We start from the raw sequence: 23,889 nt of genomic DNA on the forward strand, positions 1-23,889 counted from the left end.
CGGGGCATGGAAAACGAGTTAAGCAGTAAGTTAGAAAAAGGAAGAATACGCGCGTGGATGTTTATTGCAGATACCATCCCACCCATGGGGCCAACTGGCAATGCCTGGGCTGCCATGTTCAGCTTTGTGGCAGTTGTGTCCCGGTAAAGCCGGGCAAAGGCGCGGCGACCTGTCCGCTGTGTCAGCAGGTGATGCGATATTCCGCAGAAGGCTCCGCTGCGGAGGTCACGCCGTTCTGGCAACGGCTGAATGACTTTTTCGCCTACCCAATGGCCAGGGACCCGATGATTCTGGTGGCCATTTGCACTCTGGTGCCGCTGGCGCTGGGTAAGGATTTGCTCTCCCTGATCATCGCAATTGCTCTGTTTTGCGCACAGGTCAAATACATGTATAGCGTGATCGAAGCGACCTCCAAAGGCGTGTTGAAGCCGCCCGAATTGCTGTCCGCATTCAGCGGCGGCGGTTTGTTGCTGGTCATCCAGCAAACGTTGATTTTTATTGCGTTCGGCTTCTTGATTGTTTTCTCTGGCCTGTGGGGCGGTTCTTTGCTGATGGTGCTGGCTATCGCGTTTTCCGCCTTGGTTCTGCCCGCCAGCATTATGTTGCTGGCGATAGAAGGTAATGTGGTGGACGCCCTGCACCCGATGCGGCTGATTGGGTTTATTTCCAGCATCGGTTGGCCGTATTTCGTGCTGTATGGATACTTACTCCTGTTGTTTCTGGGGTTGGGCGCGGCCCAGGATTTTGTGCTGAGCAACTTCTCCCAGACGCTGGGTTTTCCTTTGGCGGGGTTTATCTCCAGTTACTTCATGCTGGTGATTTTTAATATGCTGGGCTACCTGCTGTTCCAGTACCAGCATCGACTTGGGCTTACCCCTGACGAATCGCTTGATGCGCCTCCACAGAGTCCTGATGCGCTGGCGCAGCGGAATGACAAGCTGGCGATGGCGGAAATCGACATCAATCTCAAAGAAGGGAGATACGAGGCGGCGGCGGGATTGCTGCGCAACCTGTACAAGCGCAAGCCGCATGACCTAGTGGTGCTGGATCGTCTCTATAAGCTGTTGGTGGAGACGGGCGCCTGGTCCGAACTCCTGAAAACGTCAAAGCCTGTATTGCAGATGCTGGCGGACGCAGGTCGGATTCATGAGCTCAAGCTCATGCTGAGGGGGCTCTATGGGCATTTTCCCGACTATACGATCAATGATGAGACACTGTTGTACAACGTGGCGCAGAGTCTATACCACTCCGGTGATTTCAGACTGACCTTGAAGCTGTTGCAGGGGTTTAGTTCACGGTTTCCAGAGTCCGCCCACGCCGCTGACGCCATTATCGTAATGGCGCGGACGTTGGCGAATGGTTTGCACCGCGCGGATAAGGCCAAAGAATATTTGCTATATGTGCAGAAGCACTACCCGGACCACTCGTCAGTCCCGGACATTCCTGCGTGGATTGAAGCGATGGCGAAGAATGGCAGATTGCCCGAGCCAGTCGCCAAGTTTGGGCTTTCTCAGTAAGGGCGCGTTTACGCGCCCATTTTTACGGCCGATCCTCTCAGCTTTCGAGCTGTCTTAGCTCACGTTCATATTTTTGCGCTTTGACATCCATTTGTCGCGCCTTGAGAGCTTGAATCAGGGTGCGGTAACACTCCTGCACCAGCTCCGGATTGTTGATACTCTTCACGACTACGCCAAATACCTGCTCAGCTTCCTTGATCAGGTTGTTGTTAAGGCAGGTATTTAGAATGCGGAAGTGATATTTGTCCTCCAGGCGAGAGTTTTCCTTGGCGTATTTTTGATGCTCGCTCCAGATAAAATAAGCGTGATTGAAATCCTGCATCTTCAAGGCATGCTCGAGCACTGTCACCGTGAACTGCAAACTCTCCTGCGATTCCGGTTTTACTTTGTATAAATGGAATAGCTGCTCCTGGACGCCGATATGATTCGGGTGCTTCTCCCAGAGCGCCATGAATCGCTCCCGCGCGCGTGGAAAGTCGACCCGCCCGACGGCGTCCAGCGCGCGCGCCAGCTCCTCCCGCATGGATTGATCCTGTTCTTCAGGAGAATGAGAAACTTCCTGCACCGTTTTGGGCGTCAGACGGTCTAGGGGGAATATGATGGCGGCGCCCGCTACCAGTCCCGCTGCGTGTGCAACATAGGCGACGTTGGAGTCGACGTACGTGAAATACTCGTAAAGCTCTTTGCCCACCCATACTGGCAGCATGATCAACGCGGGCGCCCGGAAGTAGTTGAAATACACATAAAGGAAAGCAAAAAAGCGGATCTGCTTAAGTCTGTAGTGCGCCACGTACATGCCCATCAGGCCGGACACGGCGCCGGAAGCGCCGACCAGAGGCGTCAGGCTGGCGCCTTCCACCATGCCGAACATAAACCCTGACACTACGCCGCAAAAGAGGTAAGCCATGATATACAGCGCGGCGCCAAGAATGCGCTCAATGGCGAATCCGAGTAAGAACAGCATGGCCATGTTGCCGAATACATGACCGAATCCGCCATGGAGAAACTGATATGAAAACAGGTCCGCCAGCTCCATTTCACCGGGAATGAGTCCCATCTGCAGGTGGCTGAGTTGGCTCAGGTAGTGATCCTGCAGATAGATACGTTGAGATTTCCAGGTCTCAAAGGCCTCCGGCTCAATGAACTCCTGGCCGTTCTGCATCAGGTAGTTGACGAATTTTCTATCGGTCAACATGTAGGGAATGAGTTCCTCGCCGCGCCCCTCGTTGACGGCCTTGCGCGCCGCTGCGGAGAGTTCAAAGCGGCTGTCCTGGCCAAGGCCGATGTGGCGTTGCAGGTAGTCGGCGAACTCGGGCGCCTCCAGTTTGACCATTTGGTTTTGGTCGTAGTAATGGGCCGCGTCCCGCCAGACCCGATTATCCTTGCCGCTGAGGTAAAAGAATATAGCGAAATTAATGAAGATCAGAAGCAGTGTGGCGACCGGAGGCTTGCGCCAGTTAATAGTCTGTTCGGCGGGAATAATCAGCATCTTGGATCTCTAACTACCTACAGGAAAAGCACAAGGAACGGATTGAAAGTTCATAGGAATTAATTATCGGAGATAAGCGGGAAACACGCCACTGCGGCGCGCTTCCCGCAAAGGCGTTCAGGCGCCCGCCTTCAGGTTGTCCAGACAGCGTGGCAGCAGTCGCTCTAAACTGTCCACCAGCGTTTGCGTCTGCGGGTCGACCTCTATGTTGACCTTGTCTCCTGGTTGCAGGGCGTTGAACGTAGTGACGCGCAGCGTTTCCGGGATCAGGTTCACTTTGAATCCGTCCTTGCTGACGGAACCGACGGTCAGACTGGCCCCGTTGACGCCAATAAAGCCTTTGTCAAAGACGTATTTACGCAGCTCCGGCGGCAATTGGAAGTCCAACGCCACGTTATTTTCTGTATGTTCAACATGGGATAGCACCGCCACATCATGGATATGCCCTGACATTAAGTGGCCGCCAATCTCATCGCCAATACGGGCTGCGTGTTCGAAATTAACCTCATCGCTCTCGTTTAAATCGCCAAGGTTGGTCAGGCGCAATGTTTCTGTCATGAGGTCGAAAGTGACCTGGGAGCCGTTGATGCGCACCACCGTCAGGCAAGTTCCGTTAATGGCGATGCTGGCGCCGATACTGGTGGACGACTGGTCAGTGGGGAACTCAAATTCGTAGGTGTAAAGACCTTCGCGACGTACGGCTTTACGCAGGGTAGCTTTGCCTTGAACGATTCCTGTAAACACGGTGGACTTATCCTTTAGCTGAGGTAATTGCAGTTAGGGCAGGGCGACCATAATAAGCGTCCGTGATGGGATTTTCTAACTTTTCAGGCCCAGCCATGCTTGAAATCCCTGGTGGATTGAAGGAATAAGCGGACGCTGGGCATAACCGCGCCGGATATAGCCGTTAGATTTCGCCAATTCCCTGACGAAAGTCCCCTAACCAGTAAGCGTAAAGTAAATGAGATTACGCACTTTGACCGTCATGCATGGGATATACCAGTAAATTCAGGCATCTGGCGCGCCTATTGCTGACAAAACGGAAATTGACGAATTCTCGGCGCTGCGGGTGCTGGTGACCCGTCACCGTTATTACTCTATAGTTTTCGATATGAAGATACATAACCCGAATGACTTTGATCTGGACCCCAAGACGTTGCGTTCACTGGCGCGCGGCGATATGGACCCAGTGCGACGCGCTGTCGACGAGCATCGTAGTAGTACGCTGCCTGCCGCAAAGGAGCCTCAACCTGCAGCAAAAACTCCCGCTAAGGCTTCTGCGCCAAAACCTGATCCGCGCGGCAATAAAGATCTGACCAAGGCTGAAAGAAGCGCGCCGACGTCATCCGCCCAGACGACTAAAAAAGCGGAACAGAAAAAGGCGGAAGCGGCGGAGAGTAGCGAAGAACGCAAACTTCGCTACCGGGAGACTGTCGCGTTGCGTAATCAGCTTACGCAGATTCTTCGTGAGTGTGAGGCGCTAGAAGTCATGAACTACGAAGTGCTGGCGATCAAGCATTACCCTCAAACGATTGAATTAGTCAGCGCCCGGCGTCGGCGGGACCTTTGGCTACTGTCATGCCTGCTCAGTTTCGCCGTTTTTCTGATTGGCTGGCAGGGAGGTCTAAACGCATGGGTGGCGGGAATTGCATTCGGTTTTTTTATAGCCTTATCCGCTCTGGCTATTCCGCCGCTTCGGCGCATTTTCATTAAAAGTACGGGATACCGTGAATTAGTGCGGCAGAGAAAAGAAATGGAGTTTCGCGCTATGACGCATATTCGTATGCTGGAGGGAGGCAATGGTTTGGCGTACCAGTGTTTGATGATGTCTCCCTATCGCAAGAGCCTGCTGGACAGGCGCTACCGGCGATTGGTCACGTTGAGCCAGCAAGGTCAGCTGATCAAGGCAATGCGAACGGTTGCGGCGATTCGTCTTTATCTGCAATTCCTGCTTGAGGCGCAGCAGGCTTTTGAGGTGGCCAAGAATAAGTATATGGAAGCCAGCGCGAAGATTAAGACTGAGTTCGCCGATCTGGCGCTTTCCGAAGCCTGAAGTCTCTGGCCGCAGAGGAGCGGCGACCGCTTTGCCATTCCTTCTATTCCTTCTATTCCTTCTATTCCTTTCTACCTTAGCCTTTCCTCAGGCGACCTCGCCCAGTTTTTCCTTACCTGAGACATAACCCGGCTGATACGGCGGCCTGGCGTATGCGCCATCGCGGTGCATTTATGCGCTGTCGGTTCATTGTGATTCATAAAGGGGCGCTGCTTGTCCGGATGGGCATTAGGTTGGTGCGTTGTTGGTCTGAATTTTGCCCGTTAGTCCGTCTGGCCGTGGCCTGAAACTGGGCGAAGGGCCGTTGCCATGTTAATGGCTGCGCGGTGGCTGGCCGCGGGAGACAGGGCCTGACATGCGTAGGTTCTGTCGTTGCAGACAAATAGAAGGAAGTAATTGTCTGCCTGATTAATAAAACAACGGCCTGCTTTAAATAAAGATGGGCAGGAAATAACAATACTAATAGCACTATTTGTGTGCGCTTTTTTTGTAGGCGCACCATGCAAGAGCGTGACAGGAGATACAATGAACGATAATAACAACGCGGTGGAGACCTTGCTGCAAGGCGCCGATACCCTGTTTATTCTATTGGGAGCCATAATGGTGCTGGCGATGCATGCCGGCTTCGCGTTTCTCGAAGTTGGGACGGTGCGCCATAAAAATCAGGTGAACGCCCTGGTGAAGATCATGACGGACTTTGGCGCTTCCACTCTGGCGTACTTCTTCGTCGGCTACCAGATCGCCTACGGGGTCAACTTCTTTTCCAGCGCCACTGAATTGAGCGTAAACAGCGGCTATGAACTGGTGAAGTTTTTCTTTCTGCTTACATTCGCGGCGGCGATTCCCGCCATTATTTCTGGAGGCGTTGCGGAACGCGCCAAGTTTTATCCCATGCTGATCGCCGCATCACTCTGTGTGGGCGTGGTGTACCCTTTATTTGAGGGCATGGCCTGGAACGGAGCCTTCGGTTTTCAGAGCTTCTTGCAAGAGCGCTTTGGCGCGACTTTTCATGACTTCGCGGGGTCTGTAGTCGTTCATGCAGTGGGAGGCTGGATCGCCTTCGCCGCGGTATACTTGCTAGGTGTGAGAAACGGCCGCTACCGCAATGGCCAGTTGGTCGCTTTCGCACCGTCCAATATTCCCTTTCTTGCATTAGGCTCCTGGATACTGACGGTGGGATGGTTTGGCTTCAATGTCATGTCTGCGCAGACGCTTGGCGGCGTCAGTGGGCTCGTGGCGCTCAATAGTCTGATGGCGATGGTGGGAGGGATTGTGACCTCCATGATGGTCGGACGCAAAGATCCCGGCTTCATTCATAACGGCCCGCTGGCGGGACTGGTGGCGGTGTGCGCGGGTTCCGACATTATGCATCCCATAGGGGCGCTTATTACTGGCGCAGTAGCAGGCGCGTTATTCGTGTTTCTGTTTGAATATATGCAAAAGCGTTTACGCAAGCTGGATGACGTACTAGGCGTGTGGCCTTTGCATGGCGTCTGCGGGCTTTGGGGCGGAGTGGCGGCCGGTATATTCGGGTTGGAGACGTTTGGCGGTCTCGGAGGCGTCGCCTTCCTGTCGCAGCTGATTGGCTCGCTGGTCGGCGCTACTTTGGCGCTGGTGGGCGGATTTGTCGTCTATGGTCTGGTGAAAAAACTGTCTGGAATTCGCCTGTCGGAAGAAGAGGAGTATCAAGGCGCTGATCTGGCGATTCATAGGATTGGCGCTAACAGCATGGATTGATTGTCTCTGTTGCGACTGGCGCTACAAGTCGCGCCAGTCGCCGCATAAGGGAACTTCCGACTGTTAATTTATCTGTATTCAGCGCAAGCTTGGCGACCCTTCCGCTGATCTGGTTCGTTAAAACGACATGTGCAATAATTGCACAATATAAAACGTTGTCAGACTTGACATTCCAGCCTATCAAACGTATGTTTCAAACACTTGTTTGGAGCGGTACGCCAGAAGAATAAACATGTCTCAGTCAGATACAGTTGATCGGATTTTAGATGCTGCAGAGCAGTTATTCGCGGAACGAGGGTTCTCGGAAACGTCACTGCGGCAGATAACCAGCAAAGCCAAAGTCAATCTGGCTGCAGTAAATTACCATTTCGGTTCCAAGAACGCGTTGATTCAAGCCGTGTTCGCCCGCTTTATTAATCCATTCACTCGCATATTGCGAGAAAGACTTCAGGGTGTCGTTGCGGAAAGTCGCAAAGTCGAACTGGAAGAATTATTGCAAATCGTCACCTCATCGGTGATTGATATTCCTGCCAGAAACAGCAAAAGCCTATCAATCTTCATGCGCCTGCTAGGGCTTGCCTACACTCAGTCTCAAGGGCATTTGCGTAAGTATCTGGAACAGCAATACGCGACGGAATTCCGCCTGTTCATGCGCCTGTTGAAAGATGCGACGCCAGAACTGAATGCAGTGGAGCGTTTCTGGCGCATTCAGTTTATGTTGGGGGCTACTGCATTTACCATGTCTTCGTCAGAGGCCTTGGGCAGTATTCTGGAGAAGGAATTGGGCGTAAAAACCCCAGTAGTCGGCATCGTCAATCAGCTGGTGCCATTTCTGGCTGCGGGAATCAATGCGTCTTCGGATGATTCGCGCCATACTTCTACGGAAGCCGCCAGCGCAGGTTAATCAAGTCGCGACTGTAAATGAGGCGAGGATGTAATATCCTTGGGGGCTGGCCTCACTCACCTCCTGGAGACTCATGTCGCATTCCATTGTCCTTTCTGTACCATCGCAAACGCTGACGCTATTGGATAAGGGCGAAGTAGTGGAGACCTACGTCGTTTCAACTGCAAAAGCCGGCGTCGGAGAACGTAATGGCAGCGGACAGACGCCGAGGGGAGAGCACATTATTCGCGCTAAGATCGGTGCGGAGGCTCCCATAAACGCAGTCTTTCGCGGTCGCCGTTGGACAGGCGAGATATATTCCCAGGCGCTTGCCGAGCTCTATCCCGAGCGGGATTGGATTCTCACTCGCATTCTATGGCTGAGTGGAACCCAAAAAGGCTTCAATCGCGGAGGCGATGTGGATACGATGCGCCGCTATATATATCTGCATGGAACCCCAGACTCCGAACCTATGGGCGCGCCAATGTCCCACGGCTGTATTCGGATGCGAAATCAAGATATTATCCGGCTTTTTGACCGCGTCAGCCTAGGCGTCTCAGTGCTTATCAAAGGCTAAAGACTGCGCGGCCTGAACCTAATCAGCCAAGTACACGATTCTTATGAGCAAAACAGCAAAACTGGGCCCTTTGATAGTCGATCTCAAAGGGTTGGAAGTTAGCGCCGAGGAAAGAGAATTGCTAAGCCGTCCTGTCGTGGGTGGCGTAATCTTTTTTGCGCGTAATTACAGCGATCCGCAACAGCTGAAGAGCTTGGTCAAACAGATTCGCGTTATACGACCAGAGCTGCTCTTATGCGTCGATCAGGAAGGCGGGCGGGTGCAACGTTTTAGGGAAGGACGAACTTTGTTGCCGGCGCCGGGAAAATTGCGAGACAACTACCGCCAAGATCCCTCCGAAGCCAAAGGGATAGCGAGGGAACTGGGCTGGCTGACTGCTGTGGAGTTGGGGGAGCTGGACTTGGACTTCAGCTTTGCGCCGGTACTGGACGTGGATTACGGCAAGAATAAAGTTATCGCTGATCGCGCTTTTGGCGATACGCCGGCTATGGCGCTGGAGTTGGCGCAAGCATTCTGGCGCGGTATGGGCGAAGCCGGTTGCGCTGGAGTAGGTAAACACTTTCCTGGCCATGGTTTTGTGGCGGAAGACACACATGTGGAAAGCGCCCGCGACCTGCGTACTTATGAGGAGCTTCTAGCTGCGGATATGCGGCCTTTTATCGAAATGATAGAGGCTGGGGTTGAGGCGTTGATGCCGGCTCATGTCATTTATCCTGCTTGCGATCCGGCTCCCGCCAGCCAGTCAGGATTCTGGCTCACTCAGGTTTTGCGTGATCGACTGCAATTTCGGGGCGCTATAATCAGTGATGATATGGGCATGCAGGGCGCTGATCCCAGTGCGGAGGAAGATGAAAGCGCCAGCACTGTCAGGGCGCTGCAAGCCGGATGCGACTTGTTGATGGCGTGCAATAATCCTGAGCGCTTGTTTAAAGTCGCGGACAAATTACAGGCGCTTCCCGATGATCTGCTATTTCCTGAGGATTCGTTGTGTCGTCGCCATGGCATGCGGCGACGCTCCCACGGGGCGGTGGATCAGGCGAGGCTGGCGCAGGCGCGTGAACTGGCGCGTAGCCTGCGACAATAAATGCGATGAAATACATGCTGACGATAGGAGAAAAGTTGTGTCCTGGACTGAAGTGAGTTCCTGGCTAGGGTTCGCCGACGATTCCATGCATTGGATCGTACGAGTGTTTCTGATTGTTTTTGTGACCCTGGTCGCCAATTTTCTGTGCCATAAAGTGACGGGGCGAATCGCAAGACAATTGGCGAAGACCCGGAACATGTGGGATGACACTTTACTGGATGCCGGCGCCAAGCCGCTGGGCGTATTCATTTGGCTGATCGGGCTCTCCTGGGCGGCGGAAGTGGCGCAGAGAGAGACGGGCGCGGTAGTGTTTGAAGCGGTGGATATAATTCGCGCTATTGGCGTCATTGTGCTGATCATCTGGTTCCTGATTCGCTTCGTCAAAGGCGCGGAAGATATCCTGGTGTCGCCGGATAAGATGAAGCAGCCCATGGACAAGACCACCATGTCCGCGATCAGCAAACTACTGCGCGCATCCATTATTATTACCGGCGTGCTGGTTATCATGCAGACGCTCGGTTACAGCGTTTCCGGCGTGCTGGCATTTGGCGGCATTGGCGGTATCGCGGTGGGCTTCGCCGCCAAGGATTTGTTGGCGAACTTTTTCGGTGGACTGATGATTTATCTGGATCGCCCTTTTTCTGTCGGGGACTGGATTCGCTCGCCGGATAAAAATATCGAGGGGACGGTCGAACAGATTGGCTGGCGCCTGACCTGTATCCGCACTTTCGACAAGCGACCACTGTACGTGCCTAACTCCACATTCACGACCATCTCCGTGGAGAATCCTTCCCGTATGACCCATCGCCGCATTTATGAAACCATTGGCGTTCGTTATGACGACTTCAGTCAAGTGCCGGCGATTGTTGAGCAGGTGAAAGCCATGCTGGCGGAACATGATGAAATAGACGAAACCCAGACTATGATCGTTAACTTCAATGCGTTTGCGGCGTCGTCTCTCGACTTCTTTATTTATACGTTCACCAAGACCACCAACTGGATCAAGTACCATGAAGTGAAGCAGGACGTGCTGATCAAGGTGATGGATATAATTCAGCGGCATGGCGCCGAAGTGGCCTTTCCTACGCAAACGGTGCATTTGCCGGACCAACTGAAAGTGCTGGAAGAGACAGAAAGTTTACAAGATCGGAGAGACTGACATGTACGCAATTATTGGAGGCACTGGGCTGACTGAGCTGGAAGGCCTGGAAATCAAGGGGCAGGACAAGATTGATACGCCTTGGGGCGCGCCCTCGGCGGATATCGTCCGCGCGCAGTTGCGGGGAAAGGATGTGCTGTTTCTGGCGCGCCATGGCAATCCACATAGAATTCCACCGCATGAAGTGAATTACCGCGCTAATATTTGGGCGTTGAAAGAAGCGGGCGCCAAGGGCGTTCTGGCGGTAAACGCGGTAGGCGGCATACACCCGGATATGGGCGCTACCCATGTGTGTATTCCCGATCAAGTGATCGATTACACCTACGGACGTGAGCACACTTATTTTCAGGGCGATATTGATCATGTCACTCATATTGATTTCAGCTACCCCTACGATGAAGCGCTGCGCAAGCTAATCTGTGAGAAAGCGGCGGCGCTGGGCGTCAAGCACAGTAACTTTGGCGTATACGGCGCAACGCAAGGGCCGCGTCTGGAAACCGTTGCGGAAATCCGTCGCATGAAACAGGACGGCTGTGACATTGTCGGTATGACAGGAATGCCCGAAGCGGCGCTGGCGAGAGAGCTGGACGTTCCTTATGCGTGTATATCTCTGGTTGTGAATCCGGCTGCTGGAGTTAGTGATAACATCATCACCATGGATGAAATCCATGAAGCGATTGATCAGGGCATGGGGTATGTGAAGCAAATGCTGGCGGCGCTGGTTGCTGAGAGTTAATCGCACTCAAGCGCTGTAATTGGCGAAATGAGAAAGCGGGACCAGTCCCGCTTTTTTATTGGGTAATCGAGGCGTACGAATCACGACGTCGGCGTTACTCTTCTATGGCGCTGTTCTCTTCCGCGTCTTTGTCGTCTTCTTCCGTCAGTCCGCCTTCTGCAGTGTCTACTGATGCTTGAATACGCACATTACGGACAGGAATAATTTTCACCAGTACGCCAACAACAGGGTGATCCAGGTAGTGAACCTCGCGGCTGCGCATGCGGCGTGACTGTCGATTACGATAGCGCGCCACGGGTTCAAGCCCTTTGAAGGCTTCCTCCATGAATAACTCATCATCGCCTGGGGCGGTTACTCTTCCATTTGGCGAGCCTTGTTGTAATGGCGAGAGCGTATCGGACGCCCCTGCTTGTTCGGGGAATGGCGTGAAGATCTTCTCCATAGCCTGTGGTTGTTTTTGCCGCCACTCGACCAACGACAAGTCAATAGTGGTATGCAGGTAGCGCGTGCGAGAGAGGCTAACCACGCCTTCAATGCTGTAACCCTCACCCAGCCGCTCCGTATCAAAAATACGCACAGGCGTATCCTGATTGTAGGCGAGATTTGAGACCCAGGATTTATGCCAGACAACCTGATATCCGGCGCGGCGATCCAGGTTGTTAGCGATCCACTTTAACAACACCTGGTTCTCGCCTAGAGCTTGCTTCTGCAAACTGCTTAAGGGTGTGAAGTCTACGAGTAGCGGCGCTTCAGGATCGTAATCGACAGGATAGTACTCGAAATTTTCTTCCCCTTCCGGCACAGGGGTTTTGAACATGATAAGGTCGATTTGATAGAGCCCTGCGTTGGCGCTCAGGCTGAACGTCATGAGCCCAAGAATCAAGGAGAGATAAGCGACAACGCTTTGCGCTGCATTCGAGCAAAGCTGAGGAGTTCGGCAAAATAGCATTTATTTGGACAACTTCTTTTGTTTTGTGACTGGAAGGCGTGCGCCAGAGAATAAAAGCCAGGGCGTGTTGATGATGCGCCAATACAAAAATGGCCATCCATCAACAAACCCTCACAAAGTATACTACATATCCCCGGCGCCGGGGTCGCCCTGGCTGGGTTAAGCGCGGGCGGGAGAGAAGGATTTCAGTAGCTTTTCTACAAACTGCATGCGGTCTTCCTTGTCCTCCAGTGTACGTGTGACGCGCAGCTTGGAGCCTCCGTCCAACTTGTAATGCTTGGGCTCTCGCTGAATAAGATTCACCAGCTTGATCGGCTCGATAGAGGTCTTGGCGTTAAATTCCATTACGCCGCCTCGGGCGCCAATATCAATTCGGGCGACCCCCAACCTGTCGGCGAACAGCTTCAGACGAGCTTGTCGGAACAGGTTTTTGGTGGCGTCAGGCAAAAGACCGAAGCGATCAATCATTTCAACCTGTAACGCTTGTAGCGAGTCTTCGTCTTTAGCGCTGGCGATGCGCTTATACAAAATAAGTCGGTTATGGACGTCCGGCAGGTAGTCGTCGGGAATTAAAGCCGGCAAACGCAGATTGACCTCGCAACCCTGGTCTATAGGCTGCGTCAAATCCAGCTCCTTGCCCTCTCGCATGGCTTTAACCGCGGCGTCTAATAGCTGCAGATAAAGGGTGAAGCCAATGTTCTGGATATGTCCGCTTTGTTCTTCGCCAAGCAGTTCCCCGGCGCCACGGATTTCAAGGTCGTGAGTGGCCAGGGTGAAGCCTGCGCCCAAATCCTGCGCGCTACTGATGGCGTCCAGTCTTTTCTTGGCGTCCTCGGTGAGATTGCGCGGAGGAGGGGTTAACAGGTAGGCGTAAGCCTGGTGATGGGAGCGACCAACCCGTCCTCGCAACTGGTGCAACTGCGCCAGGCCAAATTTATCTGCGCGCTCGATAATAATAGTATTGGCGGAGGGGATGTCGATGCCGGTTTCAATGATGGTGGTGCACATTAACACATTGAAGCGTTTGTGGTAGAAGTCCGACATGACCTTTTCCAGCTCCCGCTCCCGCATCTGCCCATGAGCGACGGCAACGCGCGCGTCCGGAACCATTTCCTGCAGTTCAGCGGCTGTTTTATTAATAGTGTTGACCTCATTGTGCAGGAAGAACACTTGGCCGCCACGTAATATTTCCCTTAATACGGCTTCTTTAATAATGCTGTTGCTGTGCTCCTGCACGAAGGTTTTTACAGACAGTCGTTTTTCCGGCGGTGTGGCGATAATGGACAGATCGCGGACGCCCTGAAAGGAAAGATTCAGGGTTCGAGGTATCGGCGTGGCGGTCAGCGTGAGTATGTCGATGTTGGCGCGCAGAGATTTAACCTTCTCCTTTTGCTGCACGCCGAAACGATGCTCTTCGTCGATGATCAATAAGCCGAGGTTTTTAAACTGGATGTCTTTCTGCAGCAGCTTGTGGGTGCCGACGAGAATGTCGACTTTGCCTTCCGATAGTTTGTCTTTGACTTTTTCTATATCGCTGGCGCTGCGAAAGCGGGAGATCAGTTCGACATTGATTGCGGTGTCCGCGAAACGGTCCTGGAAAGACTGAAAGTGCTGCTGCGCAAGCAGTGTGGTTGGGGTGAGTATCGCCACCTGTCGTCCTGCGTGCGCGGCAAGAAAGGCGGCCCGCATGGCGACTTCTGTTTTGCCGAAGCCCACATCGCCACAGACAAGTCGATCCATGGGGCGTGGCTTCATCATATCCTGCAATACGGCGTTGATCGTGGTGGCCTGATCGGGCGTTTCCTCAAACGGGAAAGAGGCGGAGAAAGCCCGGTAGTGCTCGTCCGGCGGCGGGCAGGCGTAACCTTTGTGCAGCTCTCGCTTGGCGTAAATATCAAGCAGTTCCGCTGCGCTGTCTTTGATTTTTTCCGCCGCTTGACGCTTGGCGGCGGACCAGCGATCCGTACCAAGTTTATTGATCGGCGCAAGATTATCGTCGAGACCCGCGTAGCGGGAAATCAGATGCAGAGAGGAGACTGGCACATACAGCTTGGCTTCATTGGCGTATTCCAGCACCAGAAACTCCTGCTTTTGGCCGTCCACTTCCAATGACTGCAACCCTTTATAACGACCGATACCGTGGTCGATATGTACGACTGGCGCATTGAGCTTCAGTTCAGTCAGGTTCTGGATAATGTTTTCCGGGCTTTCCTGCGCCCGCTTGCGCCGCCTTCTCTGTAGAACCCTGCCTTCATACAAGTCCGCTTCAGCAACCACCAGAATCTGGTTTTCGGTATCGGCGAATCCCTTCGCCAGCTCCGCTACCGTGATATTCCACTGATCGCCGGAGCTCAGGCACGCTTCCCAGGAGTCCAATGGCGTGAGCGGCCGGCCATGCTCTTTGAATGTGTCCATCAGCGCCTGTTGGCGTCCAGCGGATTCGGCGCACAAGACGATTTTGTATCCGCTATCCTGCTGGGCGCAGTCAATGGCTTGTAATGGATTCTCTTTCTTGGCGTCCAGCGCCAAGTGGGGCAGGGCGGCGAATGGTTTGTCGGACTCCTCGGACTTGGCGCTGAATTGCGCGCGTGGAAATTGCTTCAGTCCCTCGAACAGCTCTTCAACCCGCAGATAGATATCCGCCGGCGGTAAAATAGGGCGCTGAATATCATGGCGCAGATCCTCATAGCGCTGCTCCAGGTCTTTCCAGAAGTGCAAAGCCTTTTCATGTAGCCCGTCATAAAGAGCGAAGCAGGCGTCCTTGGCGACATAATCCAGCAGGCTGGCGGTCTCGGAAAAAAATAGAGTGAGGTAATATTCCAGTCCGGGTGTGGCGATGCCGCGGCTTATGTCTTGCAATAGGGGGCTGTTGCGCGATGCGCCGGGAAACTTCTCATAGAAGTTGTCTTTGAACAAATGTATGGACGTTTCGTTAAGTGGGAATTCGTGCGCGGGCAGCAGGCTGATTTCGTCAACCTGGGTGGCGGAGCGCTGTGTTTCCGGATCAAACTGGCGCAGAGTCTCGACTTCCTCGTCAAATAAGTCGATGCGAAAGGGCGCTTTGGACCCCATGGGAAAAATGTCGAGAATCGATCCTCTGACCGCAAATTCACCGTGCTCATAGACAGTATCCACGCAGCGGTATCCGGCTTGTTCAAGCTCGGATCTATAACTGTCTATCCTGAGCGGCTGGCCTTTACGAAGGATAAGTGTGGAGCGCTGCACAAACTCTTTGGGAGCCAAACGCACCATGATAGTGCTGAGCGGAACAATTAGCAGGCCGCTCGCACATGTCGGTAGTTTATGCAGAGTCTGAATTCGCTGAGAAATAATGTCCTGGTGAGGCGAAAAAGTATCGTAAGGAAGGGTTTCCCAGTCCGGCAAGGTTAAAATCGGGGGCGTGTTCCCAGATTTTTTAGCATCCCCTAAAAAAAATTTTACCGCCGATTCGAGCTGATCCGCCGAAGGCATATCTGGTGTTATTACCACCAACAGGCGTTTTTGCTCTTTGAGCGCCTGCGCCAGAATGTAGGCGTCGGACTGTCCGACTGCCTGGGGCCAGTACTTGATAGTCGTTGAATTTGAAGGAAGTTGGCGCCGCTCTGTCAACTTTATATCTCCAGCTTAAAGTCAAGGGGCATTCTACAATTGTTTCGTAAAATCACAACCAAACCCCGAAAACGTGATAGCCAGTCCACTTGTGTAAAGGCCTTATAAAGCCGTGGAAAGCGTTAAAAATCAAGGAGCCTAAATTGCTTCGGGTGTTTTGAAAAGGGATAATGAGCGCCCGATTTGCGCAGACGAGAGGTGCATAAAAGTGAGTCAAGAAAAATTGGATGCTTGTTTTGGGGAATGGAAGGAACGCGAAACCGTCGCAGAAGCGATGATTCCCCTTATCGGAAGACTGTACAGAAAATATAACGTCATCACATCCATATATGGTCGCCCAATCATCAACCGTTCAGTGATCGGCCTGCTAAAAGCGCACCGCTTTGTGCGTCAGGTGGCCGACCATGAACTGTCCGTGCACAATACCTATCCTATTCTAAAGTTGCTGGACGAACTGGAACCTGGGCACGCTCACGTAGATATCGGTAAGCTCGCCATCAAATATGAAAAAGTAAAAGACACTATTGCGCTGGAAAATTTTGTGCGCAGCGAGCTGGATGAGGTAATTGGAAAATACGCCGCTGAAGGAAGTATGGGGACTTCCGGAGAAAGCAAAGACGTGGTTCTGTTCGGTTTCGGACGTATCGGTCGTTTGCTGGCGAGAATTCTTATCGAGAAAGCCGGCGGCGGAGCGAATCTGCGTTTACGTGCGATTGTCGTGCGTAAAGGCAACGCCGAGAATGACCTGGAAAAACGCGCCAGCCTGCTGCGCCGGGATTCTGTGCACGGCTCCTTCCAGGGCACGATCACTGTAGATGAGAAAGAATCCGCCATTATCGCCAACGGCAACTACATTCAGGTTATCTACGCGAACAACCCGGATGCAGTGGATTACACTCAACACGGCATTGATAATGCGATTGTTATTGATAACACCGGGGTGTGGCGTGATGAGGCCGGCTTGTCCCGCCATTTGGAGTGCAAAGGCGTCAAAGGCGTTTTGCTGACTGCGCCGGGCAAAGGCTCGATTAAAAACATCGTTTATGGCATCAATAACCATCTGATCACTGCGGAAGACCGCATTCTTTCTGCGGCCTCCTGTACGACTAACGCCATCACCCCAGTGCTGAAAGCGTTAAATGACGAGTACGGCATCAAAGACGGTCACGTGGAGACGGTTCACTCCTATACCAATGACCAGAATCTGATTGATAACTACCACAAGGGCAGCCGTCGCGGACGCAGCGCGCCTCTGAACATGGTTATCACAGAAACCGGCGCCGCCAAGGCTGTCGCCAAGGCGTTGCCTGAGCTGGCTGGAAAGTTGACTGGCAACGCGATTCGCGTGCCGACGCCGAACGTTTCCCTGGCGATTTTGAACCTGAATCTGGGGCGCGACACTTCTGTGGAAGAGCTTAACGGCTACTTGCGCGATGTGTCCCTGCATTCCGACTTGCAGAAGCAGATTGATTTCGTTAACTCCCCTGAGGTGGTTTCCACTGACTTTGTCGGCTCGCGCCGCGCAGGCGTGGTTGATGCGCAAGCGACTATTGTCAATGGCAATCGCGCTGTACTGTACGTCTGGTACGACAACGAGGCGGGTTACAGCGCTCAGGTGGTTCGCGTGGTCAATCAAATGGCGGGCGTCACTTACACGGTGTATCCCAAGTCCATGGATTGAGGCGGACTACAAGGTTGGCTCTTAAGGGTTGACCAGCTGGTTAAGAAAGCGGACCTTTGCGTCCGCTTTTTTTATGCTTGCGGCTTTTTTAAGCGGTTATATGAGGAGTGTTAAGACTAAAGTCTAACTCCGTTGGCCTGCGTGTATTTCAGGGAAACGGGCCTGAGAGATTGTAATTCAATGGTAATAAAACTCAGTGAGGCCGCTGAATGACTGAATTCGTTGAAAAAATAGAGGATTGGCCGGAGAAGCTCGTCCTGCGTAGTAGAAAATCCGGATTTGCGTCACTATAATTATGGCGTTTTTTGGTCGGCCATCCTGTGCATCCCTCCAACAAGGGCAATCCTAAACTCCAATCACAAGAGCGCATTCGTGGTGGCTGTAAATCAATTTATTCTGATGATTAGGCGGGGCTGATGATCAAGATCAAGAAAGGCTTGGATCTTCCGATAGCCGGAGCGCCTGCACAAGTCATTGAAGACGGCAAGCCTGTAACCCAGGTTGCTTTAATCGGATTTGACTATAATGGCATGAAACCTACCATGGAAGTGAAGGTAGGCGATCGTGTCAAGTGCGGCCAGCTTCTATTTACTGATAAAAAAACGGAAGGCGTCCGTTACACTTCGCCCGCAAGCGGCGTGGTGTCGGCGGTGAACCGTGGCGAGCGTAGGGTGTTTCAGTCGATTGTTATCGACATTGAGGGGGACGACAGCGAACAGTTCGCTCAGTTCAGCCCCGAAGAGCTGCCCAACCTGTCTCGCGAACAAGTTGTCGAAAACCTGCTCGCTTCTGGAGATTGGACTGCGTTGAGAACGCGTCCCTACAGCAAGGCGCCTGCCATTGACGCCGAGCCTCACTCCATCTTTGTGACGGCGATCGACTCCCACCCTTTAAGCGCAGATCCTGCAGTCATAATCAACGAAGCCAAGGCTGACTTTAAAAACGGTCTGGTCGTTTTGAGCAAGCTGACTCGCGGTAAAGTGTTCGTGTGCGCGCGCGCAGGCGTCAACTATGAATTGCCAAGCGGCTCCAGCGCTGTACAGAAACAGTTTGATGGACCACACCCCTCCGGTCTGGCTGGCACCCATATCCATTACCTTGATCCTGTAAACGCGTCCAAGTTTGTTTGGACGGTAGGCTATCAGGACGTAATCGCTATTGGTCGCCTGTTCACATCCGGACGTAAGTCTGTTGAGCGTGTAATCGCGCTGGCGGGACCCATGGTCAACAAGCCTCGCCTGTTGCGCACTCGGGCGGGCGCATCTCTGGCGCAATTGACGGAAGGCGAGTTGAAGTCGTCTGACGTGCGTCTGATATCCGGTTCTGTGCTTGGCGGCCGTAATGCGAAAGGCAGCGTGTCTTTTCTGGGCCGTTTCGCCAATCAGGTCTCTTGCCTTGAAGAAGGTTATAAGCGTGAGTTCATGGGCTGGCTGTCGCCAGGCTCCAACAAGTTCTCTCTGCTGAATATTTACCTTTCCAAGCTTAACCCTGGCAAGTTGTTCAACTTCACCACCACTACTAACGGAAGTGAGCGGGCTATGGTTCCCGTTGGTTCGTATGAAAAGGTGATGCCGTTGGACATTCTTCCAACGCAACTACTGCGCTCTCTGGTTGTCGGCGACACAGAAATGGCGCAAAAGCTGGGTTGTCTGGAGCTGGATGAAGAAGACCTTTCCCTCTGCACCTTCGTGTGCCCGGGTAAATATGAATACGGTCCTATTCTTCGCGATAGCCTCACTCGCATTGAGAAAGAGGGTTGATGCATGGGAATGAGAGAATTTCTTGACAAGATTGAGCCGCAATTTGAAAAAGGCGGCAAATATGAAAAGTGGTACGCGCTTTTTGAAGCTGTCGACACCATTTTCTACACGCCTTCCAAGGTAACCACCGCTAACACGCATGTGCGCGACGGCGTTGACTTGAAGCGTATCATGATCACCGTGTGGTTCTGCGTGTTTCCCGCCATGTTTTTCGGCATGTACAACGTAGGTTATCAGTCCAACACCTATCTGGCCGCGAATGGCCTGACGATGGATATGGATTGGCATGGTTCAATTATCGCCATGCTGGCGGGTAATAACGCCGCGAGTATCTGGGATAACTTCATCTACGGCGCGGTCTACTTCCTGCCTATTTACGCTGTCACATTTGTTGTTGGCGGTTTCTGGGAAGTCGTTTTTGCGACCATTAGAAAGCACGAAGTAAATGAAGGTTTCTTTGTTACCTCTATTTTGTTTGCTTTGGTGTGCCCGCCTACCATTCCTTTGTGGCAGGTAGCTCTGGGCATCAGCTTCGGCGTTGTGATTGGTAAAGAAGTCTTTGGCGGTACTGGAAAGAACTTCCTGAACCCTGCATTAACTGGTCGGGCGTTTTTGTACTTCGCCTATCCGGCGCAAATCTCCGGCGACGCTGTCTGGACAGCGGTTGACGGTTTCAGTGGCGCTACGCCACTGAGCGTTGCGGCTTCAGGCGGAATGGACGCGCTTAACACCAGCATCACTTGGATGGACGCTTTCCTTGGTTTCCAGCAGGGGAGTGTCGGTGAAACTTCCACTCTGGCGATTTTAATAGGCGGCGGCGTGCTATTGGCTATGGGGATTGCATCCTGGCGTATTGTCGTGGGTGTTTTCCTGGGTATGGCGGCGACAGCGACATTACTGAACATGATTGGCTCTGACACTAACCCAATGTTCCAGGTGCCTGCGCACTGGCATTTTGTGTTGGGCGGCTTTGCGTTCGGCATGATGTTCATGGCGACTGACCCTGTCTCCGCTTCCATGACCAATACCGGTAAATGGGCGTTCGGTATACTGGTGGGCTTGATGACTGTACTGATTCGCGTCATTAACCCGGCGTTCCCCGAAGGCATCATGTTGGCGATCTTGTTCGCAAACCTGTTTGCGCCGTTTATCGACCATCTGGTGGTTCAGGCCAATATCAAACGGAGGCTGGCGCGTGTCTAAGTCAAATGATTCCATTCAAAAGACGGTCATCGTCGCGCTGGCGTTATGTATCGTCTGTTCGATCTTTGTATCTGCTTCCGTAGTTCTGCTGAAGCCGATACAGGTTCAAAATAAAACATTGAACCTGAAGGAAAATATTCTGCGCGCGGCAGGTATGTTGAGCGCGACTCCCACCAAGAAAGAGGTTGAGGAGAAATTCGCGCAAATCACCCCCAAAATCGTCGATCTTGACACGGGTAATTATGTAGAGCCTAAAGATATCGGTTTTGAGAGCGTGGACGCGTTTGATCAGAAAAAGTCCGCCCAGAATCCAGAGCTTTCCAAAGCATTGCCGTCAGGTGAAGACTTGGCGGGGATCAAGCGTCGTGAGCGCTATGCGAAAGTCTATTTGGTTAAAGAGGGCGATAAGCTGACCCGGGTGATTTTGCCCATCAAAGGTTATGGTCTGTGGTCCACTCTGTACGGCTTCCTTGCTCTGAAAGCGGACGGCGACAGCGTGGTCGGACTTGGCTTCTATGAGCATGGCGAAACGCCTGGCCTGGGTGGTGAAGTGGATAATCCCAGCTGGAAATCGCAATGGCCTGGCAAAGAAGTTTATGACGACAACTTTGATGTCGCCGTACGACTGGTCAAAGGGGGCGTGAATCCGTCTGCGTCTGACGCGAAGTATTCTGTAGACGCGTTGTCCGGCGCCAGCCTCACCAGCCGTGGCGTAGAAAATCTGCTCCACTACTGGCTGAGCGAGAGCGGGTTCAAAACGTATTTGGAAAGGGTAAGATCCGGGGAGGCAGGAAATGTCTGACGCAACGCCGAAGAAGGTTCTTCTAGAGCCAGTTTTCTCCAACAACCCGATTGCTTTGCAGATCCTGGGCATCTGCTCTGCTTTGGCGGTAACAACCAGTTTGCAGTTGTCGCTGGTTATGGCGATCGCCGTATCGCTGGTAACGGCATTTTCAAGCTTTTTTATTGCCATGATCCGCTCTCAAATTCCGAGCAACATCCGGATCATCGTCCAGATGACTATTATCGCTTCGCTGGTAATCGTGGTGGATCAGGTGCTGAAGGCTTATGCATACGAAATCAGTAAGCAGCTTTCAGTATTTGTCGGCTTGATTATCACCAACTGCATCGTAATGGGGCGCGCGGAAGCGTTCGCCATGCAAAACGGCCCGGTACTGAGCTTCTTTGACGGTATTGGTAATGGCGCAGGGTATGGCGCTATCTTGCTGATCGTCGCTACAGTGCGAGAACTGTTCGGCGCAGGTAAGTTGTTTGGCGCGGAAATCCTGCCGACTGTGGCTAACGGCGGCTGGTATCAGCCTAACGGTCTGTTGCTGTTGCCGCCAAGCGCTTTCTTTATCATTGGTCTGATTATCTGGGGGCTGCGTTCCTGGAAGAAAGACCAGGTGGAAGCGCCGGAGTACAAGTTGTCCGCGCACAAAGTTAAGGAGGCGTTTTAAGTATGTTTGAACATTACCTGAGCCTCCTTATTAAGGCGGTATTCGTCGAAAACATGGCTTTGGCCTTCTTCTTGGGAATGTGTACATTCCTGGCTCTATCTAAAAAGATGGAGGCGGCCATTGGTCTTGGGATTGCCGTGGTGGTAGTACTTTCCGTCACCGTTCCTGTTAACCACGCCATTTACAACGGCTTGTTGCGTGAAGGCGCGCTAAGCTGGGCGGGCTTGCCGAACGTGGATCTGAGTTTTCTTGGGTTGCTGACTTATATCGGTGTTATCGCCGCTATCGTACAGATATTGGAGATGGTGCTGGATAAGTTCTTCCCTGCGCTTTACAACGCGTTAGGGGTGTTCCTGCCACTGATCACCGTTAACTGTGCAATTATGGGCGCCTCCCTGTTCATGGTTGAGCGTGATTACACATTCGGCGAGAGCTTGGTATACGGCTTTGGAGCAGGACTGGGTTGGGCGCTGGCGATCATCGCCCTGGCTGGTATCAGAGAGAAGCTGAAATACAGTGACGTTCCTGAAGGTCTGCGTGGTCTGGGGATCACCTTTATCACCGTAGGTCTGATGTCGCTTGGCTTTATGTCTTTCTCAGGCATTTCTCTGTAATCGGTCCGAACAGGTGAAGGTTGATATTAAATGAACACTGAAATCATATTGGGCGTAGTCATGTTCACCGCCATAGTGCTATCACTAGTGGCGGTGATTCTGGCGGCGCGCGCAAGACTGGTCAGCTCGGGCGACGTTTCCATTGAGGTGAACGGCGATCCGAACCACACAATCAAAACGCCTGCTGGCGGTAAGTTGCTGCAGACTTTGGCTGGGGAGGGCGTATTTTTGTCGTCCGCCTGCGGCGGCGGCGGTAGCTGTGCGCAGTGTAAGTGTAAGGTTTTCGATGGCGGCGGCTCTATGCTGCCGACGGAGAGGGCCCACTTCACTCGCCGCGAAGAGAAGGAAGGCTGGCGTTTGTCATGTCAGGTTGCCGTAAAACAGGACATGAAAATCGAAGTACCGGAAGAAGTCTTCGGCGTTAAGAAGTGGGAATGCGAGGTGGTGTCCAATCACAACGTCGCCACTTTCATCAAAGAGCTGGTATTGAAGCTGCCGGACGGTGAAGTTGTAGACTTCCGTGCAGGTGGTTACGTGCAGTTGGAAACGCCGGCTTACGATGTCACTTACGATAAATTTGATATTGAAGAACGTTTCCGGGAAGACTGGGATAAACACAATCTGTGGCGCTTCCGTTCTGTCGTGAAAGAGCCGGTTATCCGCGCATACTCCATGGCGAACTATCCGGAAGAGCGTGGCGTATTGAAGTTTAATATTCGTATTGCAACGCCTCCTCCCGGCACCAACTTCCCGCCCGGCCAGATGTCTTCCTGGGTTTTCTCTTTGAAGCCTGGCGACAAGGTAACGGTATACGGACCCTTTGGTGAGTTTTTCGCCAAGGAAACTGATGCAGAAATGGTGTTTGTGGGCGGCGGCGCTGGTATGGCTCCAATGCGCGCGCACATTTTCGATCAGCTGAAGCGGATCAAGACCAGCCGTAAGATGTCATTCTGGTATGGCGCTCGCAGCCGCCGGGAAATGTTCTATGTGGACGACTTTGATGGCCTGGCTGCGGAGAACGACAACTTCCAGTGGCATGTGGCGCTATCCGATCCGTTACCTGACGATAACTGGACAGGCTACAAGGGGTTCATCCACAACGTACTGTATGAGAACTACCTTAAAGAACATCCAGCACCAGAAGATTGTGAGTTCTATATGTGCGGACCGCCCATGATGAACGCTGCAGTCATCAAAATGCTGAAAGATCTAGGCGTTGAGGACGAGAATATTCTGTTAGACGATTTTGGTGGTTAATATTATTTTCTCGTTCCTTAAAATCAGAAAGCCCGCCCGTGCTTTGCTGCTGTCAGGCAGTCTCGCATTGGCGGGCTGCTTGCATTCTGGCCCAGAGCTGCACTCTTCGGAGGGCAAGATC

19 protein-coding genes are annotated in these 23,889 nt (G+C 52.8%); 15 read left to right on the forward strand and 4 right to left on the reverse strand.

Translation table 11 applies throughout. From position 1 onward, the window contains the following. The first annotated feature begins 53 nt into the window (after positions 1 to 53). Complete coding sequence (locus AC2IBB_RS13960; protein WP_486333444.1) at positions 54 to 1,517, forward strand: tetratricopeptide repeat protein; 1,464 nt, start codon at positions 54 to 56, stop codon at positions 1,515 to 1,517. Between the two features lie 37 nt (positions 1,518 to 1,554). Here the strand turns inward: AC2IBB_RS13960 and AC2IBB_RS13965 are convergent, their stop codons facing one another. After that, a complete protein-coding gene (locus AC2IBB_RS13965; RefSeq protein ID WP_486333445.1) occupies positions 1,555 to 3,006 on the reverse strand; it encodes a rhomboid family intramembrane serine protease in 1,452 nt (483 codons plus the stop codon). A 117-nt stretch (positions 3,007 to 3,123) separates the two neighbouring features. Continuing rightward, entirely contained in the window at positions 3,124 to 3,750 is a 627-nt protein-coding gene (locus tag AC2IBB_RS13970; protein WP_486333446.1) for a riboflavin synthase subunit alpha, read from the reverse strand. 367 nt (positions 3,751 to 4,117) lie between these two features. Here AC2IBB_RS13970 and AC2IBB_RS13975 point away from each other — a divergent pair, with 367 nt between their 5' ends. The 7 genes from AC2IBB_RS13975 to AC2IBB_RS14005 all read left to right on the forward strand — a co-directional run bounded on the left by AC2IBB_RS13975 (position 4,118) and on the right by AC2IBB_RS14005 (position 11,235). After that, a complete protein-coding gene (locus AC2IBB_RS13975) occupies positions 4,118 to 5,059 on the forward strand; it encodes a hypothetical protein (protein ID WP_486333447.1) in 942 nt (313 codons plus the stop codon). 525 nt (positions 5,060 to 5,584) lie between these two features. Continuing rightward, on the forward strand, positions 5,585 to 6,796 hold the full coding sequence (locus AC2IBB_RS13980; protein WP_486333448.1) for an ammonium transporter: 1,212 nt from the start codon (positions 5,585 to 5,587) through the stop codon (positions 6,794 to 6,796). A 232-nt stretch (positions 6,797 to 7,028) separates the two neighbouring features. Then, positions 7,029 to 7,700 carry a TetR/AcrR family transcriptional regulator gene (locus AC2IBB_RS13985; RefSeq protein WP_486333449.1) on the forward strand — a complete coding sequence of 224 codons (672 nt, stop codon included), beginning with the start codon at positions 7,029 to 7,031 and terminating at the stop codon, positions 7,698 to 7,700. Positions 7,701 to 7,773: 73 nt separating this feature from the next. After that, positions 7,774 to 8,256 carry a L,D-transpeptidase family protein gene (locus AC2IBB_RS13990; protein ID WP_486333450.1) on the forward strand — a complete coding sequence of 161 codons (483 nt, stop codon included), beginning with the start codon at positions 7,774 to 7,776 and terminating at the stop codon, positions 8,254 to 8,256. A gap of 43 nt (positions 8,257 to 8,299) precedes the next feature. Further along, a complete protein-coding gene (nagZ, locus tag AC2IBB_RS13995; protein WP_486333451.1) occupies positions 8,300 to 9,340 on the forward strand; it encodes a beta-N-acetylhexosaminidase in 1,041 nt (346 codons plus the stop codon). Between the two features lie 37 nt (positions 9,341 to 9,377). Further along, a complete protein-coding gene (locus AC2IBB_RS14000) occupies positions 9,378 to 10,499 on the forward strand; it encodes a mechanosensitive ion channel family protein (protein WP_486333452.1) in 1,122 nt (373 codons plus the stop codon). Between the two features lies 1 nt (position 10,500). Continuing rightward, a complete protein-coding gene (locus tag AC2IBB_RS14005) occupies positions 10,501 to 11,235 on the forward strand; it encodes an S-methyl-5'-thioinosine phosphorylase (protein ID WP_486333453.1) in 735 nt (244 codons plus the stop codon). 94 nt (positions 11,236 to 11,329) lie between these two features. Here AC2IBB_RS14005 and AC2IBB_RS14010 read toward each other — a convergent pair whose 3' ends face one another. Further along, positions 11,330 to 12,184: a peptidoglycan binding protein CsiV gene (locus AC2IBB_RS14010; RefSeq protein WP_486333454.1), complete on the reverse strand. Its 855-nt coding sequence runs from the start codon at positions 12,182 to 12,184 to the stop codon at positions 11,330 to 11,332. A 159-nt stretch (positions 12,185 to 12,343) separates the two neighbouring features. Then, a complete protein-coding gene (gene mfd / locus AC2IBB_RS14015) occupies positions 12,344 to 15,793 on the reverse strand; it encodes a transcription-repair coupling factor (protein ID WP_486333455.1) in 3,450 nt (1,149 codons plus the stop codon). A 208-nt stretch (positions 15,794 to 16,001) separates the two neighbouring features. Here mfd and AC2IBB_RS14020 point away from each other — a divergent pair, with 208 nt between their 5' ends. The 7 genes from AC2IBB_RS14020 (at position 16,002) to nqrF (ending at position 23,768) form a co-directional block, all read left to right on the forward strand. Then, a complete protein-coding gene (locus AC2IBB_RS14020; protein ID WP_486333456.1) occupies positions 16,002 to 17,474 on the forward strand; it encodes a glyceraldehyde-3-phosphate dehydrogenase in 1,473 nt (490 codons plus the stop codon). A 416-nt stretch (positions 17,475 to 17,890) separates the two neighbouring features. Next, complete coding sequence (locus tag AC2IBB_RS14025; RefSeq protein WP_486333457.1) at positions 17,891 to 19,234, forward strand: Na(+)-translocating NADH-quinone reductase subunit A; 1,344 nt, start codon at positions 17,891 to 17,893, stop codon at positions 19,232 to 19,234. Positions 19,235 to 19,237: 3 nt separating this feature from the next. Further along, entirely contained in the window at positions 19,238 to 20,437 is a 1,200-nt protein-coding gene (locus tag AC2IBB_RS14030; protein WP_486333458.1) for an NADH:ubiquinone reductase (Na(+)-transporting) subunit B, read from the forward strand. After that, positions 20,430 to 21,239, forward strand: a complete 810-nt coding sequence (locus AC2IBB_RS14035) for a Na(+)-translocating NADH-quinone reductase subunit C (RefSeq protein ID WP_486333459.1) — start codon at positions 20,430 to 20,432, stop codon at positions 21,237 to 21,239. Before AC2IBB_RS14030 ends, AC2IBB_RS14035 begins: the two co-directional genes overlap by 8 nt. Further along, positions 21,232 to 21,897: an NADH:ubiquinone reductase (Na(+)-transporting) subunit D gene (locus AC2IBB_RS14040; RefSeq protein ID WP_486333460.1), complete on the forward strand. Its 666-nt coding sequence runs from the start codon at positions 21,232 to 21,234 to the stop codon at positions 21,895 to 21,897. Before AC2IBB_RS14035 ends, AC2IBB_RS14040 begins: the two co-directional genes overlap by 8 nt. Before the next feature lie 2 nt (positions 21,898 to 21,899). Further along, positions 21,900 to 22,511: an NADH:ubiquinone reductase (Na(+)-transporting) subunit E gene (nqrE, locus tag AC2IBB_RS14045; protein ID WP_486333461.1), complete on the forward strand. Its 612-nt coding sequence runs from the start codon at positions 21,900 to 21,902 to the stop codon at positions 22,509 to 22,511. A gap of 30 nt (positions 22,512 to 22,541) precedes the next feature. Beyond that, positions 22,542 to 23,768: an NADH:ubiquinone reductase (Na(+)-transporting) subunit F gene (nqrF, locus tag AC2IBB_RS14050; RefSeq protein WP_486333462.1), complete on the forward strand. Its 1,227-nt coding sequence runs from the start codon at positions 22,542 to 22,544 to the stop codon at positions 23,766 to 23,768. The last annotated feature ends 121 nt before the right edge of the window (positions 23,769 to 23,889 follow it).

Source organism: Hahella sp. NS-SX17, assembly GCF_057367735.1.

Bases quoted from the DNA above. Each gene is read 5' to 3' on its own strand.
- nagZ (WP_486333451.1), top strand. From the start codon at position 8,300: ATGAGCAAAACAGCAAAACTGGGCCCTTTGATAGTCGATCTCAAAGGG.
- AC2IBB_RS14010 (WP_486333454.1), bottom strand. From the start codon at position 12,184: ATGCTATTTTGCCGAACTCCTCAGCTTTGCTCGAATGCAGCGCAAAGC.
- AC2IBB_RS14040 (WP_486333460.1), top strand. From the start codon at position 21,232: ATGTCTGACGCAACGCCGAAGAAGGTTCTTCTAGAGCCAGTTTTCTCC.
- AC2IBB_RS14025 (WP_486333457.1), top strand. From the start codon at position 17,891: ATGATCAAGATCAAGAAAGGCTTGGATCTTCCGATAGCCGGAGCGCCT.
- AC2IBB_RS13985 (WP_486333449.1), top strand. From the start codon at position 7,029: ATGTCTCAGTCAGATACAGTTGATCGGATTTTAGATGCTGCAGAGCAG.
- nqrE (WP_486333461.1), top strand. From the start codon at position 21,900: ATGTTTGAACATTACCTGAGCCTCCTTATTAAGGCGGTATTCGTCGAA.
- AC2IBB_RS13990 (WP_486333450.1), top strand. From the start codon at position 7,774: ATGTCGCATTCCATTGTCCTTTCTGTACCATCGCAAACGCTGACGCTA.
- AC2IBB_RS13975 (WP_486333447.1), top strand. From the start codon at position 4,118: ATGAAGATACATAACCCGAATGACTTTGATCTGGACCCCAAGACGTTG.
- AC2IBB_RS13980 (WP_486333448.1), top strand. From the start codon at position 5,585: ATGAACGATAATAACAACGCGGTGGAGACCTTGCTGCAAGGCGCCGAT.
- AC2IBB_RS14005 (WP_486333453.1), top strand. From the start codon at position 10,501: ATGTACGCAATTATTGGAGGCACTGGGCTGACTGAGCTGGAAGGCCTG.
- AC2IBB_RS14030 (WP_486333458.1), top strand. From the start codon at position 19,238: ATGGGAATGAGAGAATTTCTTGACAAGATTGAGCCGCAATTTGAAAAA.
- AC2IBB_RS13965 (WP_486333445.1), bottom strand. From the start codon at position 3,006: ATGCTGATTATTCCCGCCGAACAGACTATTAACTGGCGCAAGCCTCCG.
- nqrF (WP_486333462.1), top strand. From the start codon at position 22,542: ATGAACACTGAAATCATATTGGGCGTAGTCATGTTCACCGCCATAGTG.